The 24,948-nt window shown below is 57.3% G+C and carries 23 protein-coding genes and 1 other RNA gene; 14 read left to right on the forward strand and 10 right to left on the reverse strand.

From position 1 onward, the window contains the following. Positions 1-16: 16 nt before the first annotated feature. Positions 17-319 (reverse strand): hypothetical protein, encoded by a 303-nt coding sequence (locus tag HCF10_RS22745; protein WP_167656465.1) that lies wholly within the window; start codon positions 317-319, stop codon positions 17-19. Positions 320-491: 172 nt separating this feature from the next. After that, on the reverse strand, positions 492-824 hold the full coding sequence (locus HCF10_RS22750; RefSeq protein WP_167656466.1) for a hypothetical protein: 333 nt from the start codon (positions 822-824) through the stop codon (positions 492-494). Between the two features lie 530 nt (positions 825-1,354). On the opposite strand from HCF10_RS22750, the gene HCF10_RS22755 reads away from it, so the two are divergent. The 5 genes from HCF10_RS22755 (at position 1,355) to HCF10_RS31525 (ending at position 5,925) form a co-directional block, all read left to right on the forward strand. Then, positions 1,355-1,891: a LasR-specific antiactivator QslA gene (locus tag HCF10_RS22755; RefSeq protein WP_099169403.1), complete on the forward strand. Its 537-nt coding sequence runs from the start codon at positions 1,355-1,357 to the stop codon at positions 1,889-1,891. A 1,057-nt stretch (positions 1,892-2,948) separates the two neighbouring features. Then, entirely contained in the window at positions 2,949-4,355 is a 1,407-nt protein-coding gene (locus HCF10_RS22760; RefSeq protein ID WP_099169404.1) for a YfjI family protein, read from the forward strand. Continuing rightward, positions 4,342-4,695 carry a hypothetical protein gene (locus HCF10_RS22765; RefSeq protein ID WP_099169405.1) on the forward strand — a complete coding sequence of 118 codons (354 nt, stop codon included), beginning with the start codon at positions 4,342-4,344 and terminating at the stop codon, positions 4,693-4,695. Before HCF10_RS22760 ends, HCF10_RS22765 begins: the two co-directional genes overlap by 14 nt. After that, positions 4,679-5,689 carry an integrase domain-containing protein gene (locus HCF10_RS22770; RefSeq protein WP_167656482.1) on the forward strand — a complete coding sequence of 337 codons (1,011 nt, stop codon included), beginning with the start codon at positions 4,679-4,681 and terminating at the stop codon, positions 5,687-5,689. The genes HCF10_RS22765 and HCF10_RS22770 overlap by 17 nt, the downstream gene beginning before the upstream one ends. Beyond that, positions 5,656-5,925 (forward strand): hypothetical protein, encoded by a 270-nt coding sequence (locus HCF10_RS31525; RefSeq protein ID WP_054896120.1) that lies wholly within the window; start codon positions 5,656-5,658, stop codon positions 5,923-5,925. Before HCF10_RS22770 ends, HCF10_RS31525 begins: the two co-directional genes overlap by 34 nt. Positions 5,926-6,099: 174 nt before the next feature. Here HCF10_RS31525 and HCF10_RS22775 read toward each other — a convergent pair whose 3' ends face one another. The 5 genes from HCF10_RS22775 to HCF10_RS22795 all read right to left on the reverse strand — a co-directional run bounded on the left by HCF10_RS22775 (position 6,100) and on the right by HCF10_RS22795 (position 13,061). Further along, positions 6,100-7,356 carry an integrase domain-containing protein gene (locus tag HCF10_RS22775; RefSeq protein WP_099169407.1) on the reverse strand — a complete coding sequence of 419 codons (1,257 nt, stop codon included), beginning with the start codon at positions 7,354-7,356 and terminating at the stop codon, positions 6,100-6,102. A gap of 187 nt (positions 7,357-7,543) precedes the next feature. Further along, positions 7,544-7,940: a transfer-messenger RNA gene (gene ssrA, locus HCF10_RS22780) on the reverse strand. A gap of 94 nt (positions 7,941-8,034) precedes the next feature. Next, entirely contained in the window at positions 8,035-8,313 is a 279-nt protein-coding gene (locus tag HCF10_RS22785) for a hypothetical protein (RefSeq protein WP_131699389.1), read from the reverse strand. Positions 8,314-8,449: 136 nt separating this feature from the next. Then, complete coding sequence (locus HCF10_RS22790; RefSeq protein ID WP_167656467.1) at positions 8,450-11,260, reverse strand: FAD-binding and (Fe-S)-binding domain-containing protein; 2,811 nt, start codon at positions 11,258-11,260, stop codon at positions 8,450-8,452. 106 nt (positions 11,261-11,366) lie between these two features. Beyond that, positions 11,367-13,061 carry a lactate permease LctP family transporter gene (locus HCF10_RS22795; protein WP_131699391.1) on the reverse strand — a complete coding sequence of 565 codons (1,695 nt, stop codon included), beginning with the start codon at positions 13,059-13,061 and terminating at the stop codon, positions 11,367-11,369. A gap of 261 nt (positions 13,062-13,322) precedes the next feature. Between HCF10_RS22795 and HCF10_RS22800 the strand changes: the two genes are divergently transcribed. Continuing rightward, positions 13,323-14,090: an FCD domain-containing protein gene (locus HCF10_RS22800; protein WP_131699392.1), complete on the forward strand. Its 768-nt coding sequence runs from the start codon at positions 13,323-13,325 to the stop codon at positions 14,088-14,090. Positions 14,091-14,126: 36 nt separating this feature from the next. On the opposite strand, the gene smpB is transcribed toward HCF10_RS22800, so the two are convergent. Beyond that, complete coding sequence (gene smpB / locus HCF10_RS22805) at positions 14,127-14,609, reverse strand: SsrA-binding protein SmpB (RefSeq protein ID WP_003176160.1); 483 nt, start codon at positions 14,607-14,609, stop codon at positions 14,127-14,129. 168 nt (positions 14,610-14,777) lie between these two features. On the opposite strand from smpB, the gene HCF10_RS22810 reads away from it, so the two are divergent. Then, positions 14,778-15,212: a type II toxin-antitoxin system RatA family toxin gene (locus HCF10_RS22810; RefSeq protein ID WP_005791512.1), complete on the forward strand. Its 435-nt coding sequence runs from the start codon at positions 14,778-14,780 to the stop codon at positions 15,210-15,212. Beyond that, positions 15,205-15,507, forward strand: a complete 303-nt coding sequence (locus HCF10_RS22815) for an RnfH family protein (protein ID WP_145336567.1) — start codon at positions 15,205-15,207, stop codon at positions 15,505-15,507. The genes HCF10_RS22810 and HCF10_RS22815 overlap by 8 nt, the downstream gene beginning before the upstream one ends. Before the next feature lie 67 nt (positions 15,508-15,574). Here HCF10_RS22815 and HCF10_RS22820 read toward each other — a convergent pair whose 3' ends face one another. Further along, entirely contained in the window at positions 15,575-16,102 is a 528-nt protein-coding gene (locus HCF10_RS22820) for an outer membrane protein assembly factor BamE (protein ID WP_131699394.1), read from the reverse strand. Positions 16,103-16,200: 98 nt separating this feature from the next. On the opposite strand from HCF10_RS22820, the gene fur reads away from it, so the two are divergent. Further along, positions 16,201-16,605, forward strand: coding sequence for a ferric iron uptake transcriptional regulator (gene fur, locus HCF10_RS22825; protein ID WP_010562662.1), 405 nt, complete (start codon positions 16,201-16,203; stop codon positions 16,603-16,605). Between the two features lie 84 nt (positions 16,606-16,689). On the opposite strand, the gene recN is transcribed toward fur, so the two are convergent. Further along, the gene (gene recN, locus HCF10_RS22830; RefSeq protein ID WP_167656468.1) at positions 16,690-18,363 is read right to left on the reverse strand and encodes a DNA repair protein RecN; all 1,674 of its coding nucleotides are present in this window, start codon (positions 18,361-18,363) and stop codon (positions 16,690-16,692) included. 254 nt (positions 18,364-18,617) lie between these two features. On the opposite strand from recN, the gene grpE reads away from it, so the two are divergent. The 5 genes from grpE to carA all read left to right on the forward strand — a co-directional run bounded on the left by grpE (position 18,618) and on the right by carA (position 24,850). Continuing rightward, positions 18,618-19,178: a nucleotide exchange factor GrpE gene (gene grpE, locus HCF10_RS22835; RefSeq protein ID WP_053137824.1), complete on the forward strand. Its 561-nt coding sequence runs from the start codon at positions 18,618-18,620 to the stop codon at positions 19,176-19,178. A gap of 102 nt (positions 19,179-19,280) precedes the next feature. Further along, positions 19,281-21,194, forward strand: a complete 1,914-nt coding sequence (dnaK, locus tag HCF10_RS22840) for a molecular chaperone DnaK (RefSeq protein WP_131699396.1) — start codon at positions 19,281-19,283, stop codon at positions 21,192-21,194. Between the two features lie 318 nt (positions 21,195-21,512). Next, on the forward strand, positions 21,513-22,637 hold the full coding sequence (gene dnaJ, locus HCF10_RS22845) for a molecular chaperone DnaJ (protein ID WP_145336563.1): 1,125 nt from the start codon (positions 21,513-21,515) through the stop codon (positions 22,635-22,637). Positions 22,638-22,647: 10 nt separating this feature from the next. Beyond that, positions 22,648-23,454 (forward strand): 4-hydroxy-tetrahydrodipicolinate reductase, encoded by an 807-nt coding sequence (dapB, locus tag HCF10_RS22850; protein WP_167656469.1) that lies wholly within the window; start codon positions 22,648-22,650, stop codon positions 23,452-23,454. Positions 23,455-23,713: 259 nt separating this feature from the next. Continuing rightward, entirely contained in the window at positions 23,714-24,850 is a 1,137-nt protein-coding gene (gene carA, locus HCF10_RS22855) for a glutamine-hydrolyzing carbamoyl-phosphate synthase small subunit (protein ID WP_131699399.1), read from the forward strand. Positions 24,851-24,948 lie beyond the last annotated feature (98 nt).

Consider the following 24,948-nt stretch of genomic DNA (forward strand, 5'->3'; position numbering starts at 1 on the left):
CTGTATGAATGGAGCCCTATAGCCAGTGTCCAGGCAACTCAATCCCGTAGTTTTTAGCCACGCTCTTCAAAGTCGTAATGATCTCGGTATGTCGCGCCTGGTCGGTGGAATGCCAGCTGGCCCGGTTATTTAGCAGAATTCGCAGCTCTCCCAGATTGTACATGCCGAGGCGATGGAAGTTGCCCCAGCTGGGGATGCCAAACAGGTTGTATATGATTACGGTAGCGTCACGTTCACTAGCTAGCCGCTTATTGCCAATCAGCTTTTCGGCGGATTCTTCTGCTTCGTCACGGTCTTCGTAGGTGTTCAGTAGTTTCATGGCTCTTGGGTGTGATAGTAGCAGGGGCGAGTATTGTGTCCCAGCAGAAGCTGCTATGAATAGGCAAAGGGGTCAAAGGATATGAAAAAAATCGACTCCGATACGCTGGCTTTAGTGCTTTTCGGTAATGCGTAGGTAGGGCTCGATGAACGGCCGGTGGGCGTAGCGGCCCTTACATAGAGCTGACCGAAATAACTTCCACAAACCTGAATTTTTTCTTAGCTATCTTTGTAGCTTCTTGCTCTGCAACTAGCGAGCTGAGCGTGTCTGCTTCATATACGATCTCGTGCATCTTGCCTTCAAATTCATTTCCCACCTTCAGTGTGACTTTCAATCTGGGAGTAAAGGATTTTGATAGTTTCTTTTTCTTCACTACCATTGTCTGCTCCGCGATCACGATTTCTGGTGCAGCGTCTTGCTCATGGGTGTCGATTACTGATGCAGGGGCCTCTGGTTCACCGAATAGCGCCCGACGCATTTCTTCTTCCGTCAGCTCTGTAGTCATATCATTTCTCTAGAGGGGGTCTTATATAGCATTTCCGATTCTACCACTGCGGTCGGCGTCGGAAATGAAAAACGCTGCGCGGTAGCTGGCTTTCCATAGTTTCTAGATTCCGGCGAACGTTAGTTTCTGTCATGAGTTCTCGTCCGAATGCGGCGCTTATTTACACTCATGCTTGTGTTGTCGCCGCTTCACATTTACGCTTTGTTCCGTCGCGGTCAATCCCGCGACCGGGCGTCAGAACCTGAATCAAAACCAAGGCGCGGTTTCTTCCATTCCGCACAGTCAGTGCTTCGTGCGCTAGCTGCTGCTTTTCTATGGCGGACCGTGCGGGGCAGGCTTCGGCCTGGCCGGTTCCTTGGTTTCCGGTTTCTGACCCCCGTACGGTTTGCCACCCTATGCCGCGTCAGAACGGTGGATGGCAATCCTTAATCAAACCAAGGAGATAAGGAAAATGGCATGCCCACCTTTTAAGCTCGTGCGCCACCCCGGCCCAATGGTTCAAGCTGCAAACTATCTCGGAGGATTCCGTGATGTTTGATCTTTCGCTTCTCATCGGTCTCCCCAAGCCCAACAGCATCGATACTTCAGTGCTTACCCCTGAAGATGCAGCGATTAAACTGCGGCAGGCTGCCACCCTCCGGCTTAACGGAGCCCAGAGTATTCTGCTTCATTTTCCGCAAGACGTTGAGCTGGCAGTAGAGCTGCTGGATGACGCCGCGGTGTTGTACGACAGGGCGTTCCGGAATCTGACTGGCATCCCAGCTCAAAGCGTCCATCAACAGATCCATGAATATGTCTCTGTCCCGTCAGTTGAAGGGGCTCCCGCGATCCAAACTCCTTGGGGCGATGAGTTCGCTCCGGTAATCAAGGAGGGCGTTCGTTGCGCAGAGACTTGGCTTGAGGGCTCATCATTACCGTTATGGTGGGCGCTGTCTCAGAACCGAAAGCGTCATCGTCCAGGTGACTATCAGGAAGCATTTGAGGCTGGCTTTCTTCTGCGGTTGCAGCAGACGCTGATCATACGACGTGAGGCAGTCACTTCCCAATCAACCAGCTTCGATGCCTGAGTTTGTAATTGACGTTTGAGACTTTGCTTTTCCCGCCAAACCCTCCGATCAAGCGATCTTTGATCGCGTCGATCGGAGGGTTCACTCGCTTTTTCTCGGAGCCGCCGCGTTCCACCCGTCATGCTCAAATTTAATTCATACCACGCCTACTTTCACGATCAGTAATTCCCCACGATTTCCATCGAGCGCAACTTTATTCAGTGCGTGTGTCCGAATCTTTTCGTTGGGCATGGATGTAGGTGTGGCGACAGCGGCGACGGCGGCGACAACCCACGTAGAACGTGGTCTGGAGCATGGCGACAGAAGTGGCGACAGTCGCCACTTTCTCAGCACATTGGCTGTGACGCTTGACCTCCTTTTCGAGTGGGTATAAAAATTGGTGCACGGATCGCTGTCGTTGACAGCACCTGCCCAGGTAGCCAGAACCTTTAAGGCTACGCCCCTCGCGTGGTGGTTCTTCCCCAAGTGCGATTAGCGTCCGGCGGCTCGCACGGTCACTCCCCAAGAGTGATGGATGCCTGCTCGACTGATCTGTCCACTACGGCAGACGATGGACCTACCTCGCTGCGCTGCAGCAACCTCACGTCGCTGCGCCAGATTGCGCCCGTCTCTTTCTCCTGGAAAGAGACGGGCGGTCGTACCGCTGCTGCAAGCCACGTCTTACAAGGCATTGCCGCAACTCTCCTCGTGACAATCGGCCTGACAAATCCGATTCGTCGCCATCCGCAACGACACAGGCACCGGTGCCGCAGCCCATGGAAGCGCTGTACCTGACTGACAGTCAGGCATGCCCCAGGTGTCCAGGTCGTTGCCTTCTCCCCCCCAGGATCTCCAGGTGCCGAACTCGTCAGTCGGCACAGCCTCCACCCGCCCGCATCTTCGGATGCGTCTAAGGAGGTCAGATTCATGGGTTCATGCCCTCGCTCCCGGTCGTAAGGAGCCGTGCGTTCCGCGTCAGTGAACACCTCACAGGCCGCAGGGGCCTTGATCCCTGATAACACTCAACAGCCGTGGCGGTACTACGTGAGGACAACCAGCAATGACGAGGAGAGGGCCCATGCAGCAGTTAGATCCGAAGCTTGAACTACCACAACCACCTCGACCGCTGATTGAGTCGAATCCTGTGGCCCAGACTTATCCGGTGCAGGCACTGGGTGGGATTCTTGGGCCCGCGGTGCAGCGCATGGCCGAGGTCATCGGCGTACCCCAGGCGTTGGCCGCGCAATCGGTGTTGGCTGCTTCGGCGCTCGCTACCCAAGGTCATGCGGGCTTACAGCTGGACGGGCGCAGTTATCCGCTGTCGCTGTACCTGATCACGGTGGCAGCGTCCGGTGATCGCAAGACAGCGGCAGACCGATCCGTACTGCTGCCAGCGCGCCAATGGGAGCGTGAACAGTGGCAACACTATCGTGAGCAGCTCTTTCGGTACCGTGCCGCACAGCGACAAGCGCAGCGTATCAATCCTGCCGATCCCGCCCCCACAAACGGCGTACCGCTTGAAGCGGAGCCTTCGGCCCCTCGGCTGATCACCACAGACCCGACGATCGAGGCCTTGATCAAGGGACTCTGCCATGACTTGCCGAGCATGGGCCTGTTCTGTGACGAGGGGGGGCAATTCCTCGGTAGCAGCACCATGAGTCGAGATAACCGTTTGAAAGCGGTTACGACCTTGTCGTCACTCTGGGACGGCAGTCCGATAGATCGCGCGCGGTCTATGGCGGGTGAAAGCTTGCGAGCTTACGATCGACGCTTAAGCCTGCACCTGATGCTGCAACCGTATCTAGCCATGCAGTTACTCAGTGACCCATTGCTGCAGGGGCAAGGCATACTAGGGCGCTGCTTGATGACCTGGCCCACCAGTCTAGCCGGGCAACGTAGCTACCAGGCTATCGACTTGTCCAAAGATCCCGCCCTGAAGCGCTATTACCACCGTCTTTCGGCTCTTTTTCATCAGCCTTGGTCACTTGCCGCTGACGGTGCTTTGCGCCTCTCACCGCTGAACCTCAGTCCTTTGGCGCGCCGCCGTTGGATTGATCTGCATGACGCCATCGAGGCCCAGTTGGGTGAGTTTGGCGAGCTAGCCAATGTACGGCCCAGTGGATCAAAAGCTGCCGACAACCTGTTGCGCATCGCCGGTATTTTAGCCGTGGTGGAGGAGAGCAGTGTCGTTGAGGTCGACCATATTCAACGGGCCTCGACCTTGGTGGGCTACTACCTCACTGAAATTCAGCGCCTGACCGAGCAGGAGCCGGTGTGTCGGGTAAAGGAAGAGGCGGATCGGTTGCTGCGCTGGCTACAGTTCAAGGGTTGGAAGCGTTTCAGTGTTCGAGAGCTAAATCGCAACGGCCCCCGCTTTGCCCGTAAGAGCAGCCGTCATGCCACCAAGCTGTTGGTCGAGTTGATTGATCATCAATGGCTGATCACTGACGGCCAGAACTTCGAGGTGCGCCATGTTCAATCTTGATGAAGCACTGCGCAATCACCTGGCTCAACGCCAAAAAGAGCCCAAAGCGCGGTTTGTCGCCGCCAGTGTCGCCACTTTGTCGCCAGGCTCAAAGCCTGGCAGAACAAAGGTTGTCGCCGCTGTCGCCGAAGTCGCCACCCTCCGTAAAACCATCACCGCGACAACGGCCATTATCCAATGGTTGAAAGAGGAGGGCGCGTATCTCTACGTCACCGACAACACGCTGTGCTTTCGCCCAACTGATTGGGGCCAGCTAGACGTCGTGAGTGCGAACTGGAGAGCCCTTTTGTATGAGCTTGCTGCAGCCGATCAGGAGCAGAAAAATGGCTCGGGTCGGTAAGCGAGCGGGGCGTAATTTCGGCTTCGGTCGCCAGCTCAGCTATGCCGGACCACAAGCCCTGAAAGATCTATTTGGTGACGGCCATTTTGCGACCGTCAAAGCCCATAGCGATCGCTGGCAGGCATTCGTGCGTTGGTGTCGATCGGAGGAAGGTCCGATGCTCAATGATGCGCGACAGATTGATCGCGAGATCCTCATGCGGTACGCCGCCCACGTGCGTGAGCAGGTTGATCAGGGCAACGTCGGCATTGCCACCGCGCAGAACCGCCTGTCCAGCGTCAACCGAACGATTGCCGCGCTGCGCGGTGATCACTACGTCAAAATCCCAAGCCCGAGTAAGGCGCTGGGCCTGCAGCGGTCAAGCGCGCGTAATGAGGCACCGCAAGGCCAAGACCGTGTACAGGTCGAGCAGATCGCACAGAAGCTGTCAGAGCACGGCCAGCAGCGAGTAAGCGCAATTGTGCATCTGGCCCGGGAGACCGGTATGCGCCTGCGTGAAGCGATCCTGGCGGACCTGCCCCGACTGCAACGCGAGGCCCGTAAACTGGGCAAAATCAACATCCAGGACGGCACCAAGGGCGGCCGAGCAGGCGCATCCGCGCCGCGTTGGATTGCGGTCACGGATCAAGTTCGCGATGCTCTCTATAGAGCGAACGAGGCCTCACCCAAGGGCAGCCGCAATCTATTAGCGCTCGACGAAAGCTACAAGGTTTTCTTACAGACAGTAGTGCGTCCTGCGCGGGACATTCTGCATGAGCATGGATTGAAAGGCTTTCATGAACTGCGGGCTGCGTACGCCTGTGAGCGTTATGAGCAACTGACCGGTTTCCCTGCCCCCGTCAATGGCGGTCGTGGCCATCGAGAAGATCGAGAGCTTGATCGACGAGCCCGCCAGCAAATCAGCCATGAGTTGGGACATAGTCGCATCGATGTGGTGAATGCCTACATCGGTGGTCGGCGATTAGGTCCGAGTTCGATATGGCGTTGTTTCTGACTCCGGTGCTCAAAGGCGCGCATTCCACTCGGCAGCGGCACATCAGGCAGGCGGAAAAGATGCAAGAGGCGATTCGTGAGCGCTGGGGTTGCGCGACTCCTTGGTCCTGGAAGGAAAAGCACGTGAGATGGTTTTTGGAACACTCTCTGCGTTGTTCAGCGCCTGCGACCGTCTACTACTACGAGTTAACGGCAGAATTGATCCGTCGCAGAAAGGCGCAAATCGTGGCTGGCTGATAGATCATTTAAGCGTGAGTCCCTGAGTATGGGAATGCAGAGCCTTCCCATACTCAGGGACTTTGACTTAGGAGCGCAGGCTTGCGAGAAATCTGGTGATAGTCGTGAAGTCTGTCGCCATGCTGCACGACTCGGTTACAGGGTTTTTCGCCGGCACCACCAGTCCCTGGATGCTCAGCGTATCGGCACGACGTTGAGGTCTCTGGTGTGATTGATCGCGGCTGCCGACAGGCTGCCGGTGGCCGCCTTCTGGATATGTTCACTCCACCAGGCCATCATCGGACGCCGGCGTTCGATGTAATCTGCCCGGTTGTAGGCGCTTCGAACCTCGTCTTTATCGACATGCGCCAGTGCGACTTCGATCAGTTCCGGATCCCACCCATGCTCGTTTAGGATGGTGCTGGCCATTGAGCGCATGCCGTGGCTGACCAAGCGGTCCTGAAAGCCCATGCGCTTCAACGCCATGTTGGCAGTCTGGCTATTGGCGTGAGTACGTGGGTTTCGGTCTGCCGGGAAGACATACTCTCGATGACCGCTATGGGACTTGAGTATCTCCAGCAATGCCATGGCTTGATCGCTTAACGGGATGCTGTGAGGACGGCGCTTTTTCATCCGCTCCGGAGGGATGGTCCAGACACGTCTTTCAAAATCTATGTCTGCCCAGCGAGTGGTCGCTGCTTCTGCAGGTCGAGTCATGGTATGCAACTGCCATTCGATCAGGCAGCGGGTCGTGCGTTTGATACTGGCGTTTGCGAGTTCCAGCATGAGCTCGGGTAGCTCTTCGGGCGGGAGCGCAGCCATGTTTTCTTTCTTGGGTTTCTTGAATACCGCCCGGATGCCACTGAGTGGGTTGGCGAAGATCAGGCCGGAGTTTACGCCGTAGGTCATGATCTCGTTAAGCCGCTGACTAAGGCGCTTAACCGTCTCTAGGCTGCCTTTCGCTTCGATTGGACGAAGCAGCTCGATCACCATCGGCGCGGTGATTTTCGCGAGTGGCGTCGTCCTCAAATCGGGGAACACATGCAGCGTGAGCGACCGCCAAATATCCTCGGCGTAGGCCGGCGTGACCGAGTCTTTCTTAAGCTCGAACCAGGCAGTGGCTACGTTCTCGAAAGTGTGTTCCGTTTCTGCGCGCTTGGCCTCATTTAGCGTATCACGCTGCACTTTCGGATCGATGCCTTGGGCGAGCAGCTCGCGGGCTTGCACTGCCATCTTTCGGGCGTTCGCCAGCGAAAGCTCTGGGTAGGTACCCAAGCCCATGTTAATTCGGTTTTTAGTCACCGGTTCACGGTAGTTGAAATTCCACAGCAGAGAGCCGTTGCTGCGTACTCGGAGTTGCAAACCGTCCCCGTCGGTGAGGACGTAGTCCTTGGACGCGGGTTTGACTCCCTTAAGCTGTCGATCGGAGAGACGTAGGGTTTGAGCAGGCATGAGATTTCCCTCAGACACTGATTTGGTATTCCAAAGGTTAGCACCGGAGGGGCTGGAATACCGTATGGAATACCAAAACTTCTGGAACTCCAAGAAGCTACAAAGACCTCAATAGCCGCTAAATCCTTGTATTTGCTGGATTTAAGGCACAAAAAAAGACGTCCGTGGACGTCTTTAGATGATGAAATGGTGGAGCCGGGGGGATTTGAACCCCCGTCCGCCAGTACTCCGCTGTCGGTACTACATGCGTAGCCGTTTCTATTAAGTTAACCCTCAGCGACCCGAAGGGCAGGGTGCTTTGGGCGAGTTGTGTAAGTTTTAGCCGCTTCGTCCACAACGTACTGCACGGCGATTCTGTTCTATATGACAATCACTTTGGGTTTACAGACATCCCCTGGTGATTGCTGGACCCGAAGGTACCAGAAGCTCAGGTCTAAGGCTGCTTACGCAGCGATAGCGAATTCCTGGCCGTAGTTTTCGTCATTGGCAACTATAAGTAGTTGCAACAGTGGATTTACGAGTTCTGTTACCAACTCGGCATGCACCTAAAGTTTCGCGACCGGCGTCGAATCCTAAACGGCCCCGTGCTTGTAACTCGTTGTTTCATAGTGAGTGACAAGCCTGTGCAGTGTACGCCAAACGGTCACGGAAGGCCAACCCGAAGGTTGGCCCTATCGTTTATTGGCTGCCTTTGTCGATGTTCTGCAGGTCTTGCAAGGCCTTTGAGGTGATCTCGATGCACTTCTTGTCGTCACCGGCGGCGTGGGCGGCCTTGGCCTGGGAGACGGCTGTGTCTATTTCACCGCTTTTGCCACTGGTGTCGGTGGCGAGCAGCGCTTTACCGTTGTTGATTTTGTCCAGGTTGATCTTGCACAGATCGGGCTCGCCCGCTGCGAAAACAGGGGAGGCCAGCATCGCAGCGGTAATGAACAAGCCAGCAAGAGCGGAACGCTTCATAGGGTATCTCCTTGCGCAAAAGGGCTCGACGCTGCTGGCGTTCAAGGGCTGCCAGCGACATCACTGATGGGCCTCGTTCGTCGAGGCCTATGCAGATGACTACGCCAGCGCGCAGGGGTTCTGTTTTTTTGCGGGGTTAATGGGCGCGGGCCTGGGTCACGCGATCCACGAGGTACACCAATCCGTGATAATCGATGCCGCCATGCTGGCTTAGGCCGATTTCGCAGGTGCGGCTGGTGGAGATGCCCTCGCTGCAATATTGCACCGCATCCTTGAGGGAGCGCAGCGAGTGGGCGTTGAGTTCCGGCGTGGTGAAACCTTTGTCGCCGGCAAATCCGCAGCAGTGAATGCCTTCCGGGATCACCACGGTTTTGGCACAGCGGCGGGCCAGGTCGATCAGGGCCTGGCTTTCTCCCAGGTGTTGGGTGCTGCAGGTGACGTGTACGGCGATCGGCGCTTCTTGCGGTGTGAAATCGAGACGGTCCATCAGGTGCGTGCGGATGAAACGTACTGGGTCGTAGAGGTCCAGGCGCGTTTCGCCAAGGTCTTGCACCAGGCGCAGGGTGCAGGGGCTGGTGTCGCAATAGATCGGGTCCAGGCCGCCGCGGCTGGCATGGAGCAGGGCACCGATCAGTTCCTGGCGTTTGTGTTCTGCCTGTTCGGCGTAGCCTTTGGAAGCGAAGGGCTGGCCGCAGCACAGGTTGTCCTGATTGTCGGGAAACACGACCTGGTAACCGGCTTTTTCCAGCAGTGTCTGGGTTTTTTCGTACAGCGACATCTGCTCTTTATCACCGGCCGCCGGGCCCATGGCGCGTGAGACGCAGGCCGCCAGGTAGACCACCCGTGGCCGCTCATCCGTCACTACCGGGCTGAAGCGAATGGCTTTTTCCGGTTGTGGCATGGCGTTGCTCCACTGCGGGATCTGCCCCTTGGAGAGCTTGGTCACGGTGGCCGACAGCTTCGCCAGGCGAGGTGCCCCCAGCAGCATGCGTGCGCCATTGGCTACATGCAGGGTAAAGCGCGCACCTTGCAGTGCCGTGGCGAAATGGGTGGCCAGCCATTCGGCGGTTTTCGTACGGTCGGCGTCACGGCTTCGCAGTTTTTTCACCAAGTCGCCGGTATTGATTCCTACTGGGCAGCGCTGGGCGCATAGGCCGGTAGCGGCACACGTGTCGATGCCCTGGTAGTGGTAGGCCGCTTCCAATTCGGAGGTGTCGACGCCGGCGCGTTTTTTCGCCTGTATATCTCGCCAGATTACGATGCGCTGGCGAGGGCTCAACGTCAGGCCTTTCGATGGGCATACCGGTTCACAGAAGCCGCACTCAATGCACTTATCCACAAGCTCGTCGGCTGCAGGCAGCGGCTTGAGGTGCTTGAGGTGAATCTGCGGGTCTTCGCTGAGCACCACGTCCGGGTTGAGAATGCCGTTGGGATCGAGCAGGCGTTTGAGTTGCCACATCAGTTGATAGGCGTCGCTGCCCCATTCCAGCTCGACGAAGGGTGCCATATTGCGGCCGGTGCCGTGCTCGGCCTTCAGCGAGCCGCCGAACTCCACGGCCACCAATTGCGCGACGTCATCCATGAACGCTTGATAGCGTGTGACTTCTTCCGCGCTGTTGAAGCCTTGGGTGAACACAAAGTGCAGATTACCTTCCAGGGCATGTCCGAACAGGATGGCTTCGTCGTAGTGATGTTTGTCGAACAGTTCGATCAAGCGGTTCACGCCAATGGCCAGTTGCTCGACCGGGAAGGTGACGTCTTCGATGATCACCGTGGTGCCGGTTTTGCGTACAGCACCAACGGCGGGGAAGGTGTCCTTGCGGATTGCCCACAGGCGGGCGTTTTCCACCGGGTCTTCGGTGAAGTCGACCTGTTTCTCCACCGGGAAACCGGTCAGCGACGCCATGATCAGCGCCAATTGTTCATGCAGCAATGACGAAGATGCGGCGCGGGATTCAATCAGCAGGGCGCAGGCATTTTCTGATAAGTGCTGTACGAATGCGGGCATGCCCGGTTTGTCCTGCACCGAGCGCATGCTGCGTCGGTCCAGCAGCTCTACGGCCGACACCGGTTGGGTTTTCAGTACGGTGACTGCGTTGCAGCAGGTCTCCACATCCGGAAACACAATCAGCGCCGACGCCTTGTTTGGGTGGTCGATCACGGTGTCGTAGGTGACTGCGCTGATAAACCCGAGGGTACCCTCGGAGCCCACCAATAGATGGCTGAGGATATCCAGCGGATCATCAAAATCCACCAAGGCGTTGAGTGACAGGCCGGTGGTATTTTTCAGACGATATTTGTGGCGTATTTTTGCTGCCAATTCGGCGTTTGCCCGCGTCTCACGACCCAGTGTCGCCAGGCGCTCAAGCAGTGCGCCGTGCTGTTCACGAAACGCCGTAACGCTGGTCGCGTCTTCTGTATCGAGGCGACTGCCATCGGCCAGGACCAGACGAATCCCGGCCAGGGTGTGGTAGGTGTTCTGTGCGGTACCGCAACACATTCCGCTGGCGTTGTTGGCGACGATACCGCCAATTTTGCAGGCGTTGATCGACGCCGGGTCTGGGCCGATCTTGCGCCCGAATGGCGCCAGCCAGGCGTTAGCCTGTGCGCCGATTACGCCGGGTTGCAGGCGGATCTGAGTGCCTTGCCCGCGAATCTCGCGGCCGTTCCAATTGTCCCCCAGCACAATCAGCACTGAGTCGCTTATCGCTTGTCCGGACAGGCTGGTGCCGGCCGCGCGGAAGGTCACCGGCACGCGGTCGCGTTGGGCCGTTTTCAGCAGCGCCACCACTTCGTCTTCTGACTCCACGCGGATCACCAGCTGTGGAACCAGTCGGTAAAAGCTGGCATCGGTGCCGAATGCGAGGGTGGACAGTGGATCGTCGAAACGCCGATCTTTTGGGATCAACTGTGCGACGTCAGCAAGGAAAGCGGCAGGCAGACTCATTGGTCCTCCAGGATCAGCACCCCCCTGGGCGCCGTATTGACACGATTGCGCAAAGCCGACGCCGAGGTTACAACCCGGCGTCGGTTATGACCCTATTGCTACGGCTTTAGTGCACCAGCATGCCGGTAAACCAGTAGGCCTGGGCCAGGGTGATCAGCCCGACTATCGTGGCGAAGAACAGGCTGTGCTTGAGGGTGAAGCGGAACAGGTCGGATTCTTTGCCCACCAGTCCGGTAGCGGCGCAGGCCACGGCGATCGATTGCGGCGAGATCATTTTGCCGGTCACGCCACCGCTGGTGTTTGCAGCGACCAGAAGCGTGTCGTTGACGCCGATCTGGTGCGCTGTGGTGGCTTGCAACGAGCTGAACAGGGCGTTGGAGGATGTGTCGGAGCCTGTCAGGAAAACCCCCAGCCAGCCGAGGAAAGGCGAGAAGAATGGGAAGGCTGCGCCGGTGCCGGCCAATACCAGCGCCATGGTCGAAGACATGCCGGAGTAATTGGTGACAAAGGCGAATGCCAGCACCATGCCGATAGACAGGATCGGCCAACGCAACTCGTAGAACGTCTCTTTTAAGGTGGTAAGACCAATCTTTGCGTTGATTTTCAGTACCAGCATCGAGATCAGTGCGGAGAAGAAAATCGCGGTACCAGTCGCTGAGATCGGGTCCAGCTTGAATATCGCCGGAATCGCAGTCGGGTTGGTCACGATGGGTGCAACCTTGATCACCATTTGATCCAGGTGGGGGATCGCGAAGTTGAATACCCAGCTGTACATCGAGCCGCCTGCGGCGAACATCGCCTTGAACGGTTTGAGGGTCCAGATGGTGACCAGTACGGTGAGGATCAGGAACGGTGACCAGGCCTTGAAAATCTGCCCCAGGCTGTAAGGTGAGGCGACGGTGCTGCGCGGCAGACCGAAGCCGCCGGCGCTGGCGGTAATCGCTACGTCGGAAGTGGCGCCGGCAATCTGCGCGCCCGCGGTGCGTTTGGGTTGCCAGATTTTCAGGAACAGAGTCAGAGAGATCAGGCTGGCCAGGGCCGAGGTGATGTCCGGCAGTTCCGGGCCGATGAAGTTGGACGTGAAGTACTGCGTAATGGCAAAGCTCAGGCCCGCGACCAGCGCCGCCGGCCAGGTTTCGCGAACACCACGCAGGCCATCCATCATGAATACCAGCCAGAACGGCACGAACAGCGAGAGCAGCGGCAGCTGGCGACCGGTCATGGCGCCGATCTTGAAAGCATCGATTCCGGTCACTTGCCCTGCCACTATGATTGGAATTCCCAGGGCCCCGAAGGCGACGGGCGCGGTATTGGCAATCAGGCACAGGCCGGCTGCGTACAATGGGTTGAAGCCCAGGCCTACCAGTAGTGCGGCGGTAATTGCCACGGGCGCGCCGAAACCGGCGGCACCTTCCAGGAATGCGCCGAAGCAGAAACCGATCAACAGCACCTGCAGGCGCTGGTCATCGGTGATCGACAGGACAGAGCTGCGGATGATCTCGAACTGGCCGCTCTTGACGGTGAGTTTGTAGAGAAACACCGCCGCGACAATGATCCAGGCAATAGGCCACAGGCCATAGGCAAAACCGTAACCGGCAGCGGCCAGCGCCATGTCCACCGGCATCTGGAAGGCAAAGATCGCCACCAGTATCGATAACGCCAGGGTGATGCTGCCGGCCACGTGGCCTTTGAGGCGAAACACGGCCAGCGCCAGGAAGAAGAATACGATCGGAATAACGGCGGCCAATGCGGACAGGCCGAGACTGCCGAGCGGGCTGTAGAGCTGTTGCCAGGTTTGCATATGGGGTGGCCCCTAATTGTTGTTGGTCAGGCACTTCATAGTCGATTTGGATAATTGGTAATACCAATTTACAATCGCTGATGGCTAGGTTAAAAGCCTTCTGAAGATGTGTCAATTTGCCGCTCGCGAAACTTTGGTCGTAGGTCGGTGGGCGAGGTGATCTGGCCGGGTGAGTCGAAGCTGTTCTGATAGGTGCTGGAAGGGCGGCGATAGGCCAGAATAGAGGGCCCGGCGAGTGGTCGGGATGATGGAGAGCGAGTTATGGGGTTTGATCAGGTGCGTCAGCGCCGTTTGTCTGACGATATTGTCGAGCAGCTTGAAGGGATGATCCTTGAGGGCACGCTGAAGTCGGGTGAACGCTTGCCGGCCGAGCGCGCTTTGGCTGAGCAGTTTGGTGTGTCGCGTCCTTCATTGCGGGAGGCGATTCAGAAACTCGCGGCCAAGGGCTTGTTGGTGAGCCGTCAGGGTGGGGGCAATTATGTTGCCGAGTCACTGGGCTCGACGTTCAGCGACCCGCTGTTGCACCTGTTGGAAAACAATCCCGAGGCCCAGCGTGACCTGCTGGAGTTTCGTCAGACCCTTGAAGCGTCCTGTGCTTATTACGCAGCATTGCGAGCTACTGAGGTCGACCGTGAGCGGCTGACCGCTGCATTCGACGCGCTACAGGATTGCTATACCCGCGTAGATGAAGTGAGCCGAGTCGAGGAGGGTGCTGCGGATGCGAGGTTCCATCTGGCTATTGCGGAGGCCAGTCATAACGCGGTGTTGTTGCACACCATTCGCGGTTTGTTCGACCTGCTCAAGCGTAACGTGGTGACCAACATTGGTGGCATGTATCAGCAGCGTACAGAGACCCGTGACATGCTGATCAGCCAGCACCGGGAACTGTACCTGGCGATTATTGAGGGGCGGGCCGAGCAGGCGAGAGACGTCTCGACACGTCACCTGGAGTACGTGCAGGAAGTGTTGGAGGAAGTGCGTCAGGAGGTTCAGCGCGTGGCGCGTGCGGAACGGCGCAAGGGGATGTAGCCGGGGGGAAGTCCCGAGGCTACATCGTTACAAGGATTATTCTTCCTTGCCCTTGTTGCGCACGGCGCGGTGCAGCTCGCGGTTGGAATCGCGTTCGCGCTCTGTATCACGCTTATCGTATTCCTTCTTGCCCTTGCCCAGTGCGATCTCGCACTTGACCAGATGCTTGCTCCAATACCAGGACAGGCAGATACAGGCGTAGCCTTTCTGTTGTACGGCTGCGGCGAGCTTTTCCAGTTCGCGGGCATTGAGCAATAGTTTGCGCGTGCGCACCGGGTCGGCAATCACGTGGGTGCTCGCGGTTGTCAGCGGGGTGATATGACTGCCGAGCAGCCATGCCTCGCCATCCTTGAGCAATACGTAGCTGTCGACCAGTTGCAACTTGCTGGCACGCAGACTCTTTACTTCCCAGCCGGCCAGGACCAAACCAGCCTCGAACCGATGTTCGATGAAGTAATCGTGTCGCGCTTTTTTATTTTGCGCGATGGTCCCTGTGGGGTGTTTCTTTTGTTTAGCCATAGGGGCGGCATTATAGGGAGTTGCGAGCGTGTCGGCTACGGTCAACCTGCGTGCTTGAGCGTGTTGGTCGAATCCCGGACAATACGGGCAGTTCTTTGGTTTTTTTCTTTCGCGGATCCGACTGTTCTTTCGCGATGTTTGCCGCTCAGCTGTGGAAATCACGCACACATGACGACGCATATTCAACGTTCGGCCCTGCTGCCCTATCCGGCGCAGGCGCTCTATGACCTGGTCAACGACGTGGCGCGTTACCCGGAATTCCTGCCTTGGTGTTCAACTGCCGAGGTGCTGGAAAGCAGTGATGAGCATATGGTTGCCAGTGTCGGGGTGGCGAAAGGCGGACTCAGTCAGCACTTCGTTACGCGTAATGTACTGGTGCCGGGCAAGTCCATTGAGATGAATCTGCAGGAAGGGCCGTTTACCCAGCTGCATGGTGTGTGGGTGTTCAAGGCGCTTACCGACAAGGCGTGCAAGATCAGCCTGGACCTGTCGTTTGATTACGCTGGGCCGATTGTGCGGGCGACATTGGGGCCGTTGTTCAATCAGGCGGCCAATACCCTGGTGGATGCATTCTGCCAGCGAGCCAAGCAGCTGCATGGTTGAGATTGAGGTGGTATATGCCGCCGAGGATCGCCAGGTTTTGCTGGCGTTGACGGTGGCTTCGGGAACCAGTTTGCGCGCGGCAGTGCAGTTGTCAGGGATGGCTGTGCAGTTTCCTGAGCTGGATCTGGCTGATTGCCCTTTAGGGGTATTCGGTAAGGTCGTCACGGATGCTGAGGTGCGTCCCGTACAATCGGGCGATCGCATTGAAATCTATCGGCCCTTGCTTGTGGACCCTAAAGAAGTGCGCAGGCTCCGTGCGGCCAAGGCGGCGTTGGCAAAGCGGCAGAATCCATAAGCTGGCTGAACGACAGGACAGGTAACAAAAAGCCCGGCATGCCGGGCTTTTTATATGCGCCACAATGTTACTGCGGGCTGGTGTCCAGAGGCTGGGGCGTCGGGACAGGGACCGTTTCGACCCCGTCGACGTCTTTCTGGATCTTGTCGAGCAAGGAGCCTGGCTTGGCTGGTACTTCGGACTTCGGCTTCTCGCTTTCCTGCACAGGTGCAGTCACATTCGCGCCGTTATCGTTGCCGAGCAGTGCTTGATCGCGGCTTACGCCTGGCATGAAATCACCCGACAGGCTGACAAGCTGGTCATTGCCATTGAAAATGACGCTGACGCGCTCCTGTTGGCGTTCACCGCCACCAGGTTGCAGGCTATAGAGATAATCCCAGCGATCGGCGTGAAAAGTGTCGGTCAGCAGGGGATTGCCCATAATAAACCGTACTTGCCGTCGGGTCATTCCCGGGCGTAACTGGTCTATCATGTCCTGCGTGACGACATTGCCCTGCTGGATGTCGATTTTGTAAACCCCGGGGAATGAACAACCGGCGAGTGCGAGCAGTCCCACAAGGGTGAAACTGGTTAGCAAGAGCTTGGTGTTTTGCATCGGTGGGCGACTTCCACTATCTTGGCTGGGACAACGTAAACGCCGATCATACCCGTATTAAGAGAAGCTGCGAAGCAGCATCCGCGAGAAAGCTAACCATGGTTGAAAATAGCGAACTACGCAAAGCCGGTCTTAAAGTGACTCTGCCACGAGTCAAGATTCTACAAATGCTCGATTCTGCTGAGCAGCGCCACATGAGTGCCGAGGATGTTTACAAGGCGCTGATGGAGTCTAACGAGGACGTCGGCCTGGCCACGGTTTACCGTGTACTGACCCAGTTTGAAGCCGCAGGGCTGGTGGTTCGTCATAATTTCGACGGCGGTCATGCAGTGTTCGAATTGGCTGACGGTGGTCATCACGATCACATGGTTGACCTGGATACCAATGAGGTTATCGAGTTCACCAGCCCGGCAATCGAAAAGCTCCAGCACGAAATTGCTGAGGAGCATGGATTCGATTTGGTCGACCACAATCTCGTGTTGTACATCCGTAAGAAAAAGTAAAAACGACGCAGAATTGCTCTGCGAAACGATCGAAGGCGACCCTAGGGTCGCCTTCGTGCTTTCTATAATAGGGAAAAGTTCGGCTCAAGCCTTAGCGGCTACGACCATTTTCTTCGCGTGTGCCAAAGACTCTTTGGTCAAGTCGATCCCTCCGAGCATCCGTGCCACTTCTTCTACGCGCTCCGACTTGTTCAGTTTGGATACCGCAGTGTGTGTCGCATCGCTGTTTCTCACCTTGTGCACAAACAAGTGTTGATGCCCTTGAGCCGCCACTTGTGGCAAGTGAGTGACGGTCAGCACCTGGCCGCGATCCCCCAGGCGGCGCAGTAACTGACCAACAATTTCCGCAGTGGGGCCACCGATACCTACGTCTACTTCATCGAACACCAGTGTCGGTACCCGTGAGGTTTGCGCGGTAATCACTTGGATCGCCAGGCTGATTCGCGATAGCTCACCACCAGACGCCACTTTTGCCAGAGCCTTGAGCGGTTGCCCAGGGTTGGCGCTGACCAGTAGCTCTACCTGCTCCAGGCCGTAGGGTTGCAGCTCATTGCTGGCGTTGGTGCGCAACTCGATGCTAAAGCGCCCGCCCGGCATGCCCAGGCGCTGAATTTCCTGCTCGACGGCGCCAGCCAGGCTGGTGGCGGCCTGTTGGCGCAGATCGCTCAGTTCGCGGGCCTTCTCCTGATAGTGGCGGGCAAAAGAGCTGAGCTCTTCGCCCAGTCGCTCAATGGATTCGTCATTTGCGTTCAGGGTCTCGATTTCATCCAGCAGTTTTTGCTGCATGGTTGCCACTTCGGTGGGCTGGATTCGATGTTTGCGCGCCAGCGTATAGATGGTGTCCAGGCGCTCTTCTATCTCCTGAAGGCGCGCCGGGTCGGCGTCGAAATGATCAAGAAAGCGATTGAGTTCGCCTACGGCTTCCTCTACCTGGATTTGCGCACTGGTCAGTAGGGTGGTGGCTTCACTCAGTGGGCCTGAGGCGCTGTTAACACTGGATAGTCGGTTGAGGCTGGCCGTGAGCGCATTGAGCACATTGCCGGAATCGCTCTCGCTGCATTGCTCCACCACCTGGCGGCAGATACCCAGTAGGGTTTCGGCGTTGGTGAGGTTCTTGTGTTCCTGTTCCAGTTGTTCCAGCTCGGTTTCGCCAAGACCCAGGCTTTCCAGCTCTTCAAGCTGATAGCTGAGCAATTGGTGGCGGGCGCGTTGCTCGTCGCCGGAATTGGACAGTCGCTCCAGCTCCTGCCGGGTCTGGCGCCAGCGCTGGGCAGCCAGTTGTACCTGCCGGGCAAGGTCAGTGGCGCCAGCGTATTCGTCGAGCAGGCGGCGATGGGTGTCGGTTTTGAGCAGGGACTGGTGTTCATGCTGGCTATGGATATCAATCAGCAACTCACCCAGGGCTTTCAGGTCGCCAAGGGGGCAGGGCGTTCCATTGATATAGCCGCGTGAGCGCCCTTCGGCGGTGATGACTCGGCGCAGGATGCACGGGCCGTCATTATTAAGGTCGCGCTCGGCTAGCCAGGCCTCGGCTTCGGGGATGTCTGCGAGGTCGAAGGTGGCCAGAATGTCGGCCTTGTCTGCGCCGGGGCGCACCACGCCACTGTCGGCACGGTCGCCCAGGGTCAGGCCCAGGGCGTCGAGCATGATCGACTTGCCGGCGCCGGTTTCGCCTGTGATTACGCTCATCCCGCGATCCAGTTCGAGATCCAGATGTTCAACGATGGCGTAGTTGTGTACAGACAGGTGCACGAGCATGACGGCCGCTCCCAGGCTTTAGGTCTGGTTATTTATACAGTGTTTTGTTCTGGACTGACAATCCTGATGCTTAGCTCAATTTGCTCGGTTACTCAGGTTTTTTAGTGCAAAGGAGAATGATCGGGCCGAAGTTGATCTGGGGCACGCCAAAGACTTTTGATAGCGCCTGCGCCCTTGAACCTGGAAATTGTGGCCCCATATACCCGAACAGAAGCGCGAGTTGAGTTCGCGCATGATTTTGAAAGGAGAAATCTATGGCTGACGAACAGACGCAGGATACGCAAACTCCAGACGCCAATTCGGCTGTCGGTGATGAACTGGCAACTCGTGTGCAAGTGCTCGAAGAGCAGTTGGCCGCTGCGCAGGATCAGTCTTTGCGTGTTGCCGCCGATCTGCAGAACGTCCGCCGCCGTGCCGAGCAGGACGTAGAAAAAGCTCACAAGTTCGGGCTGGAAAAGTTCGCGGGCGACCTGCTGCCAATTATTGACAGTTTGGAACGTGGCCTTGAGTTGTCCAACCCGGATGACGAAAACATCCGCCCGATGCGCGAAGGGATCGAACTGACCCTGAAAATGTTTCAGGACACCCTGAAGCGTTATCAGCTCGAAGCCATTGATCCGCAAGGCGGCGAACCGTTCAGCGCTGAGCATCACCAGGCCATGGCCATGCAAGAAAGCCACGACCTCGAACCCAACAGTGTGTTGAAAGTGTTCCAGAAGGGCTATCAGCTCAACGGTCGCCTGTTGCGCCCGGCAATGGTGGTAGTGAGCAAGGCTCCTGCACCCGTTGCACCTTCTATTGATGAGCAGGCTTGAAATCCGCCGCAAGGCCCCCATTTATAAGTCAAGCGTTTAAGTGCTACCGCAGTTAGCCACCACTGCTGCGGCAACCAAATTCAAGTTTCGGGAGAGTAAATCATGGGCAAAATTATCGGTATTGACCTGGGGACCACCAACTCCTGCGTCTCCGTGCTGGAAAACGGCGTTGCAAAAGTAATCGAAAACGCTGAGGGCGCGCGTACTACGCCGTCGATCATCGCTTACGCCAACGATGGTGAAATCCTCGTTGGTCAGTCGGCCAAGCGCCAGGCTGTGACCAACCCACATAACACCCTGTACGCGGTGAAGCGCCTGATCGGTCGCAAGTTCGACGAAGAAGTCGTACAGAAAGACATCAAGATGGTCCCTTACAAGATCGCCAAGGCTGACAACGGTGACGCCTGGGTTGAAGTAAATGGCCAGAAAATGTCGCCACCGCAAATCTCGGCTGAAATCTTGAAGAAGATGAAGAAGACTGCCGAAGATTACCTGGGTGAGACAGTGACTGAGGCGGTGATCACCGTTCCGGCCTACTTCAACGACAGCCAGCGCCAGGCGACCAAAGACGCCGGCCGCATCGCGGGCCTGGACGTAAAACGTATCATCAACGAACCGACCGCAGCTGCTCTGGCTTACGGTATGGACAAGGCTAAAGGCGATCACACCGTGATCGTTTATGACCTGGGTGGCGGTACGTTCGACGTTTCCGTGATCGAGATCGCCGAAGTGGACGGCGAGCATCAGTTCGAAGTGTTGGCCACCAACGGCGACACCTTCCTGGGTGGCGAGGACTTTGACATTCGTCTGATCGACTACCTCGTTGACGAATTCAAGAAAGAAAGCGGCATGAACCTCAAGGGTGACCCGCTGGCGATGCAGCGCCTGAAAGAAGCTGCTGAAAAAGCCAAGATCGAGCTGTCTTCCGCTCAGTCGACCGACGTTAACCTGCCGTACATCACTGCAGACGCTACCGGTCCTAAGCACTTGAACGTGAAGATCTCTCGCGCCAAGTTGGAAGCGCTGGTCGAAGATCTGGTTCAACGCACTATTGAGCCATGCCGCATTGCGCTGAAAGACTCCGGTATCGACGTTGGTGCGATCAACGACGTGATCCTGGTGGGCGGTCAGACCCGTATGCCGCTGGTTCAGAAGTTGGTTACCGAGTTCTTCGGCAAAGAAGCACGTAAAGACGTGAACCCGGACGAAGCTGTTGCCATGGGTGCTGCCATCCAGGGCGCGGTATTGGCCGGTGACGTGAAAGACGTGTTGCTGCTGGACGTAAGCCCGCTGACCCTGGGTATCGAAACCATGGGTGGCGTGATGACTGCGCTGATCGAGAAAAACACCACGATTCCTACCAAGAAATCCCAGGTGTTCTCGACTGCTGATGACAATCAGGGCGCTGTGACCATTCACGTGCTGCAAGGTGAGCGTAAGCAGGCTGCTCAGAACAAGTCCCTGGGCAAATTCGACCTGGCTGAGATTCCACCAGCACCACGTGGCGTGCCACAAATCGAAGTGACCTTCGACATCGACGCCAACGGCATTCTGCACGTAGGCGCGAAAGACAAGGCTACCGGCAAAGAGCAGAAGATCACCATCAAGGCCAACTCCGGTCTTTCTGATGAAGAAATTCAACAGATGATCCGTGATGCTGAAACCAATGCTGAAGCTGACAAGAAGTTCGAAGAGTTGGCAGGTGCCCGTAACCAGGGTGACGCACTGGTTCACTCGACGCGCAAAATGATCGCTGATGCTGGCGAGAAAGTGACCGCTGAAGAGAAGGCTGCCATCGAAGCTGCTGTGGTTGCCCTGGAAGCCGCTGTTAAAGGCGACGACAAGGCTGATATTGAAGCCAAGGTTGAAGAATTGTCGAAAGTTTCCGCGCCAGTGGCTCAGAAAATGTATGCCGAACAGGCTCAGCCTGCCGATGGCGCTGCGCAGAAAGCAGAGCCTGAAGCTAAAGACGATGTTGTCGATGCTGAGTTCGAAGAAGTTACAGACAAGAAGTAAGTTGGTCGCCCGGTTGACCGCTATCAAGCGGTGACTGGTAGGATGTCGCCGCGCGGGAGCTTGCTCCCGCGTTGGCGTGTCTGGGGTATGCGAATTTTTACAGCATGCGACAGCGTTCGGATGTTGGCGGTGTGATCGGGGATGCTCCTGCTTTCCGAGCAATAAATACCGCGTTTTTGGCCGGATCCCTGGCTAAAAAGTAGTAATGACCAGGATCGTTGAATTGACGTGAGTTGGGTCCGGGCCTGTATTGGGGCTCAACGAGTTTAGCCAGGCTCAGGAGGGTCTGGCTGAACGTCCTTAAGAGTGCAAAGACTTATGGCAAAGCGTGACTATTACGAAGTGTTGGGTGTGGAGCGCGGCTCCAGCGAGGCGGATCTGAAAAAGGCTTACCGTCGCCTGGCAATGAAGCACCACCCGGACCGTAATCCGGATAGCAAAGAATCCGAGGACATGTTCAAAGAGGCCAATGAGGCCTACGAATGCCTGTCTGATCCCAACAAGCGTGCGGCCTACGATCAGTATGGCCACGCCGGTGTCGACCCTAGCATGGGTGGCGGCGGTGCCGGTTTTGGCGGTCAGAACTTCTCCGATATTTTCGGTGATGTATTCAGTGACTTTTTTGGTGGTGGCCGGGGTGGTCAGCGCGGTGGTGCCCAGCGTGGCAGCGACTTGCGTTACACCCTGGAGCTGAACCTGGAAGAAGCTGTACGCGGCACCAGCGTCAATATTCGCGTGCCGACGCTGGTTAACTGTAAGCCGTGTGATGGTTCGGGTGCCAAGAAAGGTTCCTCGCCGATTACCTGCCCGACATGCGGCGGTATCGGCCAGGTCCGTATGCAGCAGGGTTTCTTCTCTGTGCAGCAGACCTGCCCGCGTTGCCATGGGCAGGGCAAGATCATTTCCGATCCGTGCGACTCTTGCCACGGCGAAGGCCGCGTCGAAGAGTACAAGACCCTGGCGGTGAAGGTGCCGGCGGGCGTGGATACCGGAGACCGTATTCGTCTGTCGGGGGAGGGTGAGGCCGGTGCTCAGGGTGGTCCGACGGGCGACCTTTACGTGGTGATCAATGTGCGCGAACACTCGATCTTCCAGCGCGACGGCAAGCACCTGTTCTGTGAAGTGCCGATCAGTTTTGTCGATGCAGCCCTGGGTGGCGAATTGGAGATTCCGACCCTGGACGGTCGGGTCAAGCTCAAGATTCCTGAAGGTACGCAGACCGGTAAGCAGTTCCGTATCCGTGGCAAAGGCGTAGCTCCGGTGCGCGGTGGCGGTGCTGGCGACTTGATGTGTCGTGTGGCCGTGGAGACTCCAGTCAATCTGGGGCGCCGTCAGCGTGAGTTGCTTGAGGAATTCCGCAGTTCGCTGGAGGGCGATGACACGCATTCGCCGAAAACCACTGGCTTTTTCGAAGGCGTGAAGCGCTTCTTCGGCGACCTGTAAGGAAGTGAGTATGCGACGTATAGCCGTAATGGGCGCTGCCGGGCGCATGGGCAAGACGTTGGTCGAGGCGGTGCAGCAGCGCTCCCCGGCCTCTGGGCTGACCGCGGCGATTGTTCGTCCCGGTAGCACGTTGATCGGTGCGGATGCGGGTGAGTTGGCTTCGCTGGGGCGTATCGGTGTCTCATTGTCAGGTAACCTGGAGCAGGTGGCTGACGAATTCGATGTGCTGATCGACTTCACCCTGCCGGAGGTGATGCTGAAAAACCTCGCGTTCTGCCGCAAGGCGGGTAAGGCGATGGTGATCGGTACCACGGGTTTGACTGCCCAGCAGAAGCAGTTGTTGGATGAGGCGGGTAAGGATATCCCCGTCGTCTTCGCCGCCAACTTCAGTGTCGGCGTGAACCTGTCGCTCAAGTTGCTGGACATGGCGGCGCGGGTGTTGGGGGATGAGGCGGATATCGAGATTATCGAGACGCATCACCGTCACAAAATCGATGCGCCGTCGGGTACTGCGCTGCGCATGGGGGAGGCTATTGCCGATGCGCTGGGGCGGGACCTGTCCAAGGTGGCGGTTTACGGTCGCGAAGGGCATACCGGAGCGCGTGCGCGTGAAACCATTGGTTTTGCGACCGTCCGCGGCGGTGATGTTGTGGGCGACCACACGGTATTGTTTGCTACCGAGGGTGAGCGCCTGGAAATCACTCACAAGGCTTCCAGTCGGATGACATTCGCCAAGGGCGCGGTGCGCGCTGCGCTCTGGTTGGAAGGTCGCGAGCCCGGTCTGTACGACATGCGCGATGTGTTGGATCTGCACTAATCAGTAGCTAAAACGGGGCCCCAGGATTATCCTAAGGCCCCGTTTTTACCCGCTAAGCGACGTCCTGTCGCATTCTCCTGCCTTTAAGGCTCATTAGCGGTGGACCAAAAAAGCCTTTTTCTGTAAGCTACAGCTTTAGTGTGTCCACTAAAAGCGCGCAGAATAATTCAGTGAAGAAGCGGGGTGACGTGTCCATACGTCACTCCGCTTTTTTACAACCTGCGATCGCCCTTTCAGGCTTTATTTACGGGAGGTCTTCTTGACTAAGCCAGCCATACTCGCCCTTGCTGATGGCAGCATTTTTCGCGGCGAAGCCATTGGAGCCGACGGTCAAACCGTTGGAGAGGTGGTGTTTAACACCGCCATGACAGGCTATCAGGAAATCCTTACCGATCCTTCCTACGCCCAACAGATCGTTACCCTGACCTATCCGCATATCGGCAACACCGGTACTACGCCGGAAGACGTTGAGTCTGATCGTGTCTGGTCGGCGGGTCTGGTCATTCGTGATCTACCACTGGTTGCGAGCAACTGGCGTAACACGATGTCGCTGTCCGATTACCTGAAAGCCAACAACGTTGTGGCGATCGCCGGTATCGATACGCGCCGCCTGACTCGCATCCTGCGTGAAAAGGGCTCGCAGAACGGCTGCATCATGGTCGGTGACAATATTTCCGAAGCAGCAGCGATTGCAGCAGCGCAAGGCTTCCCTGGCCTGAAAGGCATGGACCTGGCGAAAGTCGTCAGCACCAAGGAACAGTACGAGTGGCGCTCCACCGTCTGGGACTTGAAGACCGACAGCCACGAAACTATCGAAGTGGCTGACCTGCCGTATCACGTGGTCGCATACGACTACGGCGTCAAGTACAACATCCTGCGTATGCTGGTCGAGCGTGGGTGCCGCGTGACCGTGGTGCCGGCGCAAACCCCAGCCAGCGACGTGCTTGCCCTGCAACCGGACGGTGTATTCCTTTCCAACGGCCCGGGTGACCCGGAGCCTTGCGACTACGCCATCCAGGCCATCAAGGAAGTGCTGGAGACCGAGATTCCGGTGTTCGGTATTTGCCTTGGTCACCAGTTGCTGGCGCTGGCCTCCGGCGCCAAGACCCTGAAAATGGGTCATGGCCATCACGGCGCCAACCACCCTGTGCAAGACCTGGACACTGGCGTTGTGATGATCACCAGCCAGAACCACGGTTTTGCGGTGGATGAAGCGACCTTGCCGAGCAATGTCCGCGCGATTCACAAGTCGTTGTTCGACGGTTCCCTGCAGGGCATCGAGCGCACTGACAAGAGCGCGTTCAGCTTCCAGGGCCATCCTGAAGCAAGCCCGGGCCCGAACGACGTAGCGCCGCTGTTCGACCGTTTCATCAATGAGATGGCCAAGCGACGCTGACTGAGCTGCCTGCGGGCGGCCCCTACCTTGGCGGCCCCCGCAGGCTCTTCGAAGATTGTTCAAGACGGCTTGCCGACTGACCTGCGGATTTGAGTGAC

It is taken from the genome of Pseudomonas sp. B14(2022) (genome assembly GCF_012030485.1).
GTDB lineage: Bacteria > Pseudomonadota > Gammaproteobacteria > Pseudomonadales > Pseudomonadaceae > Aquipseudomonas.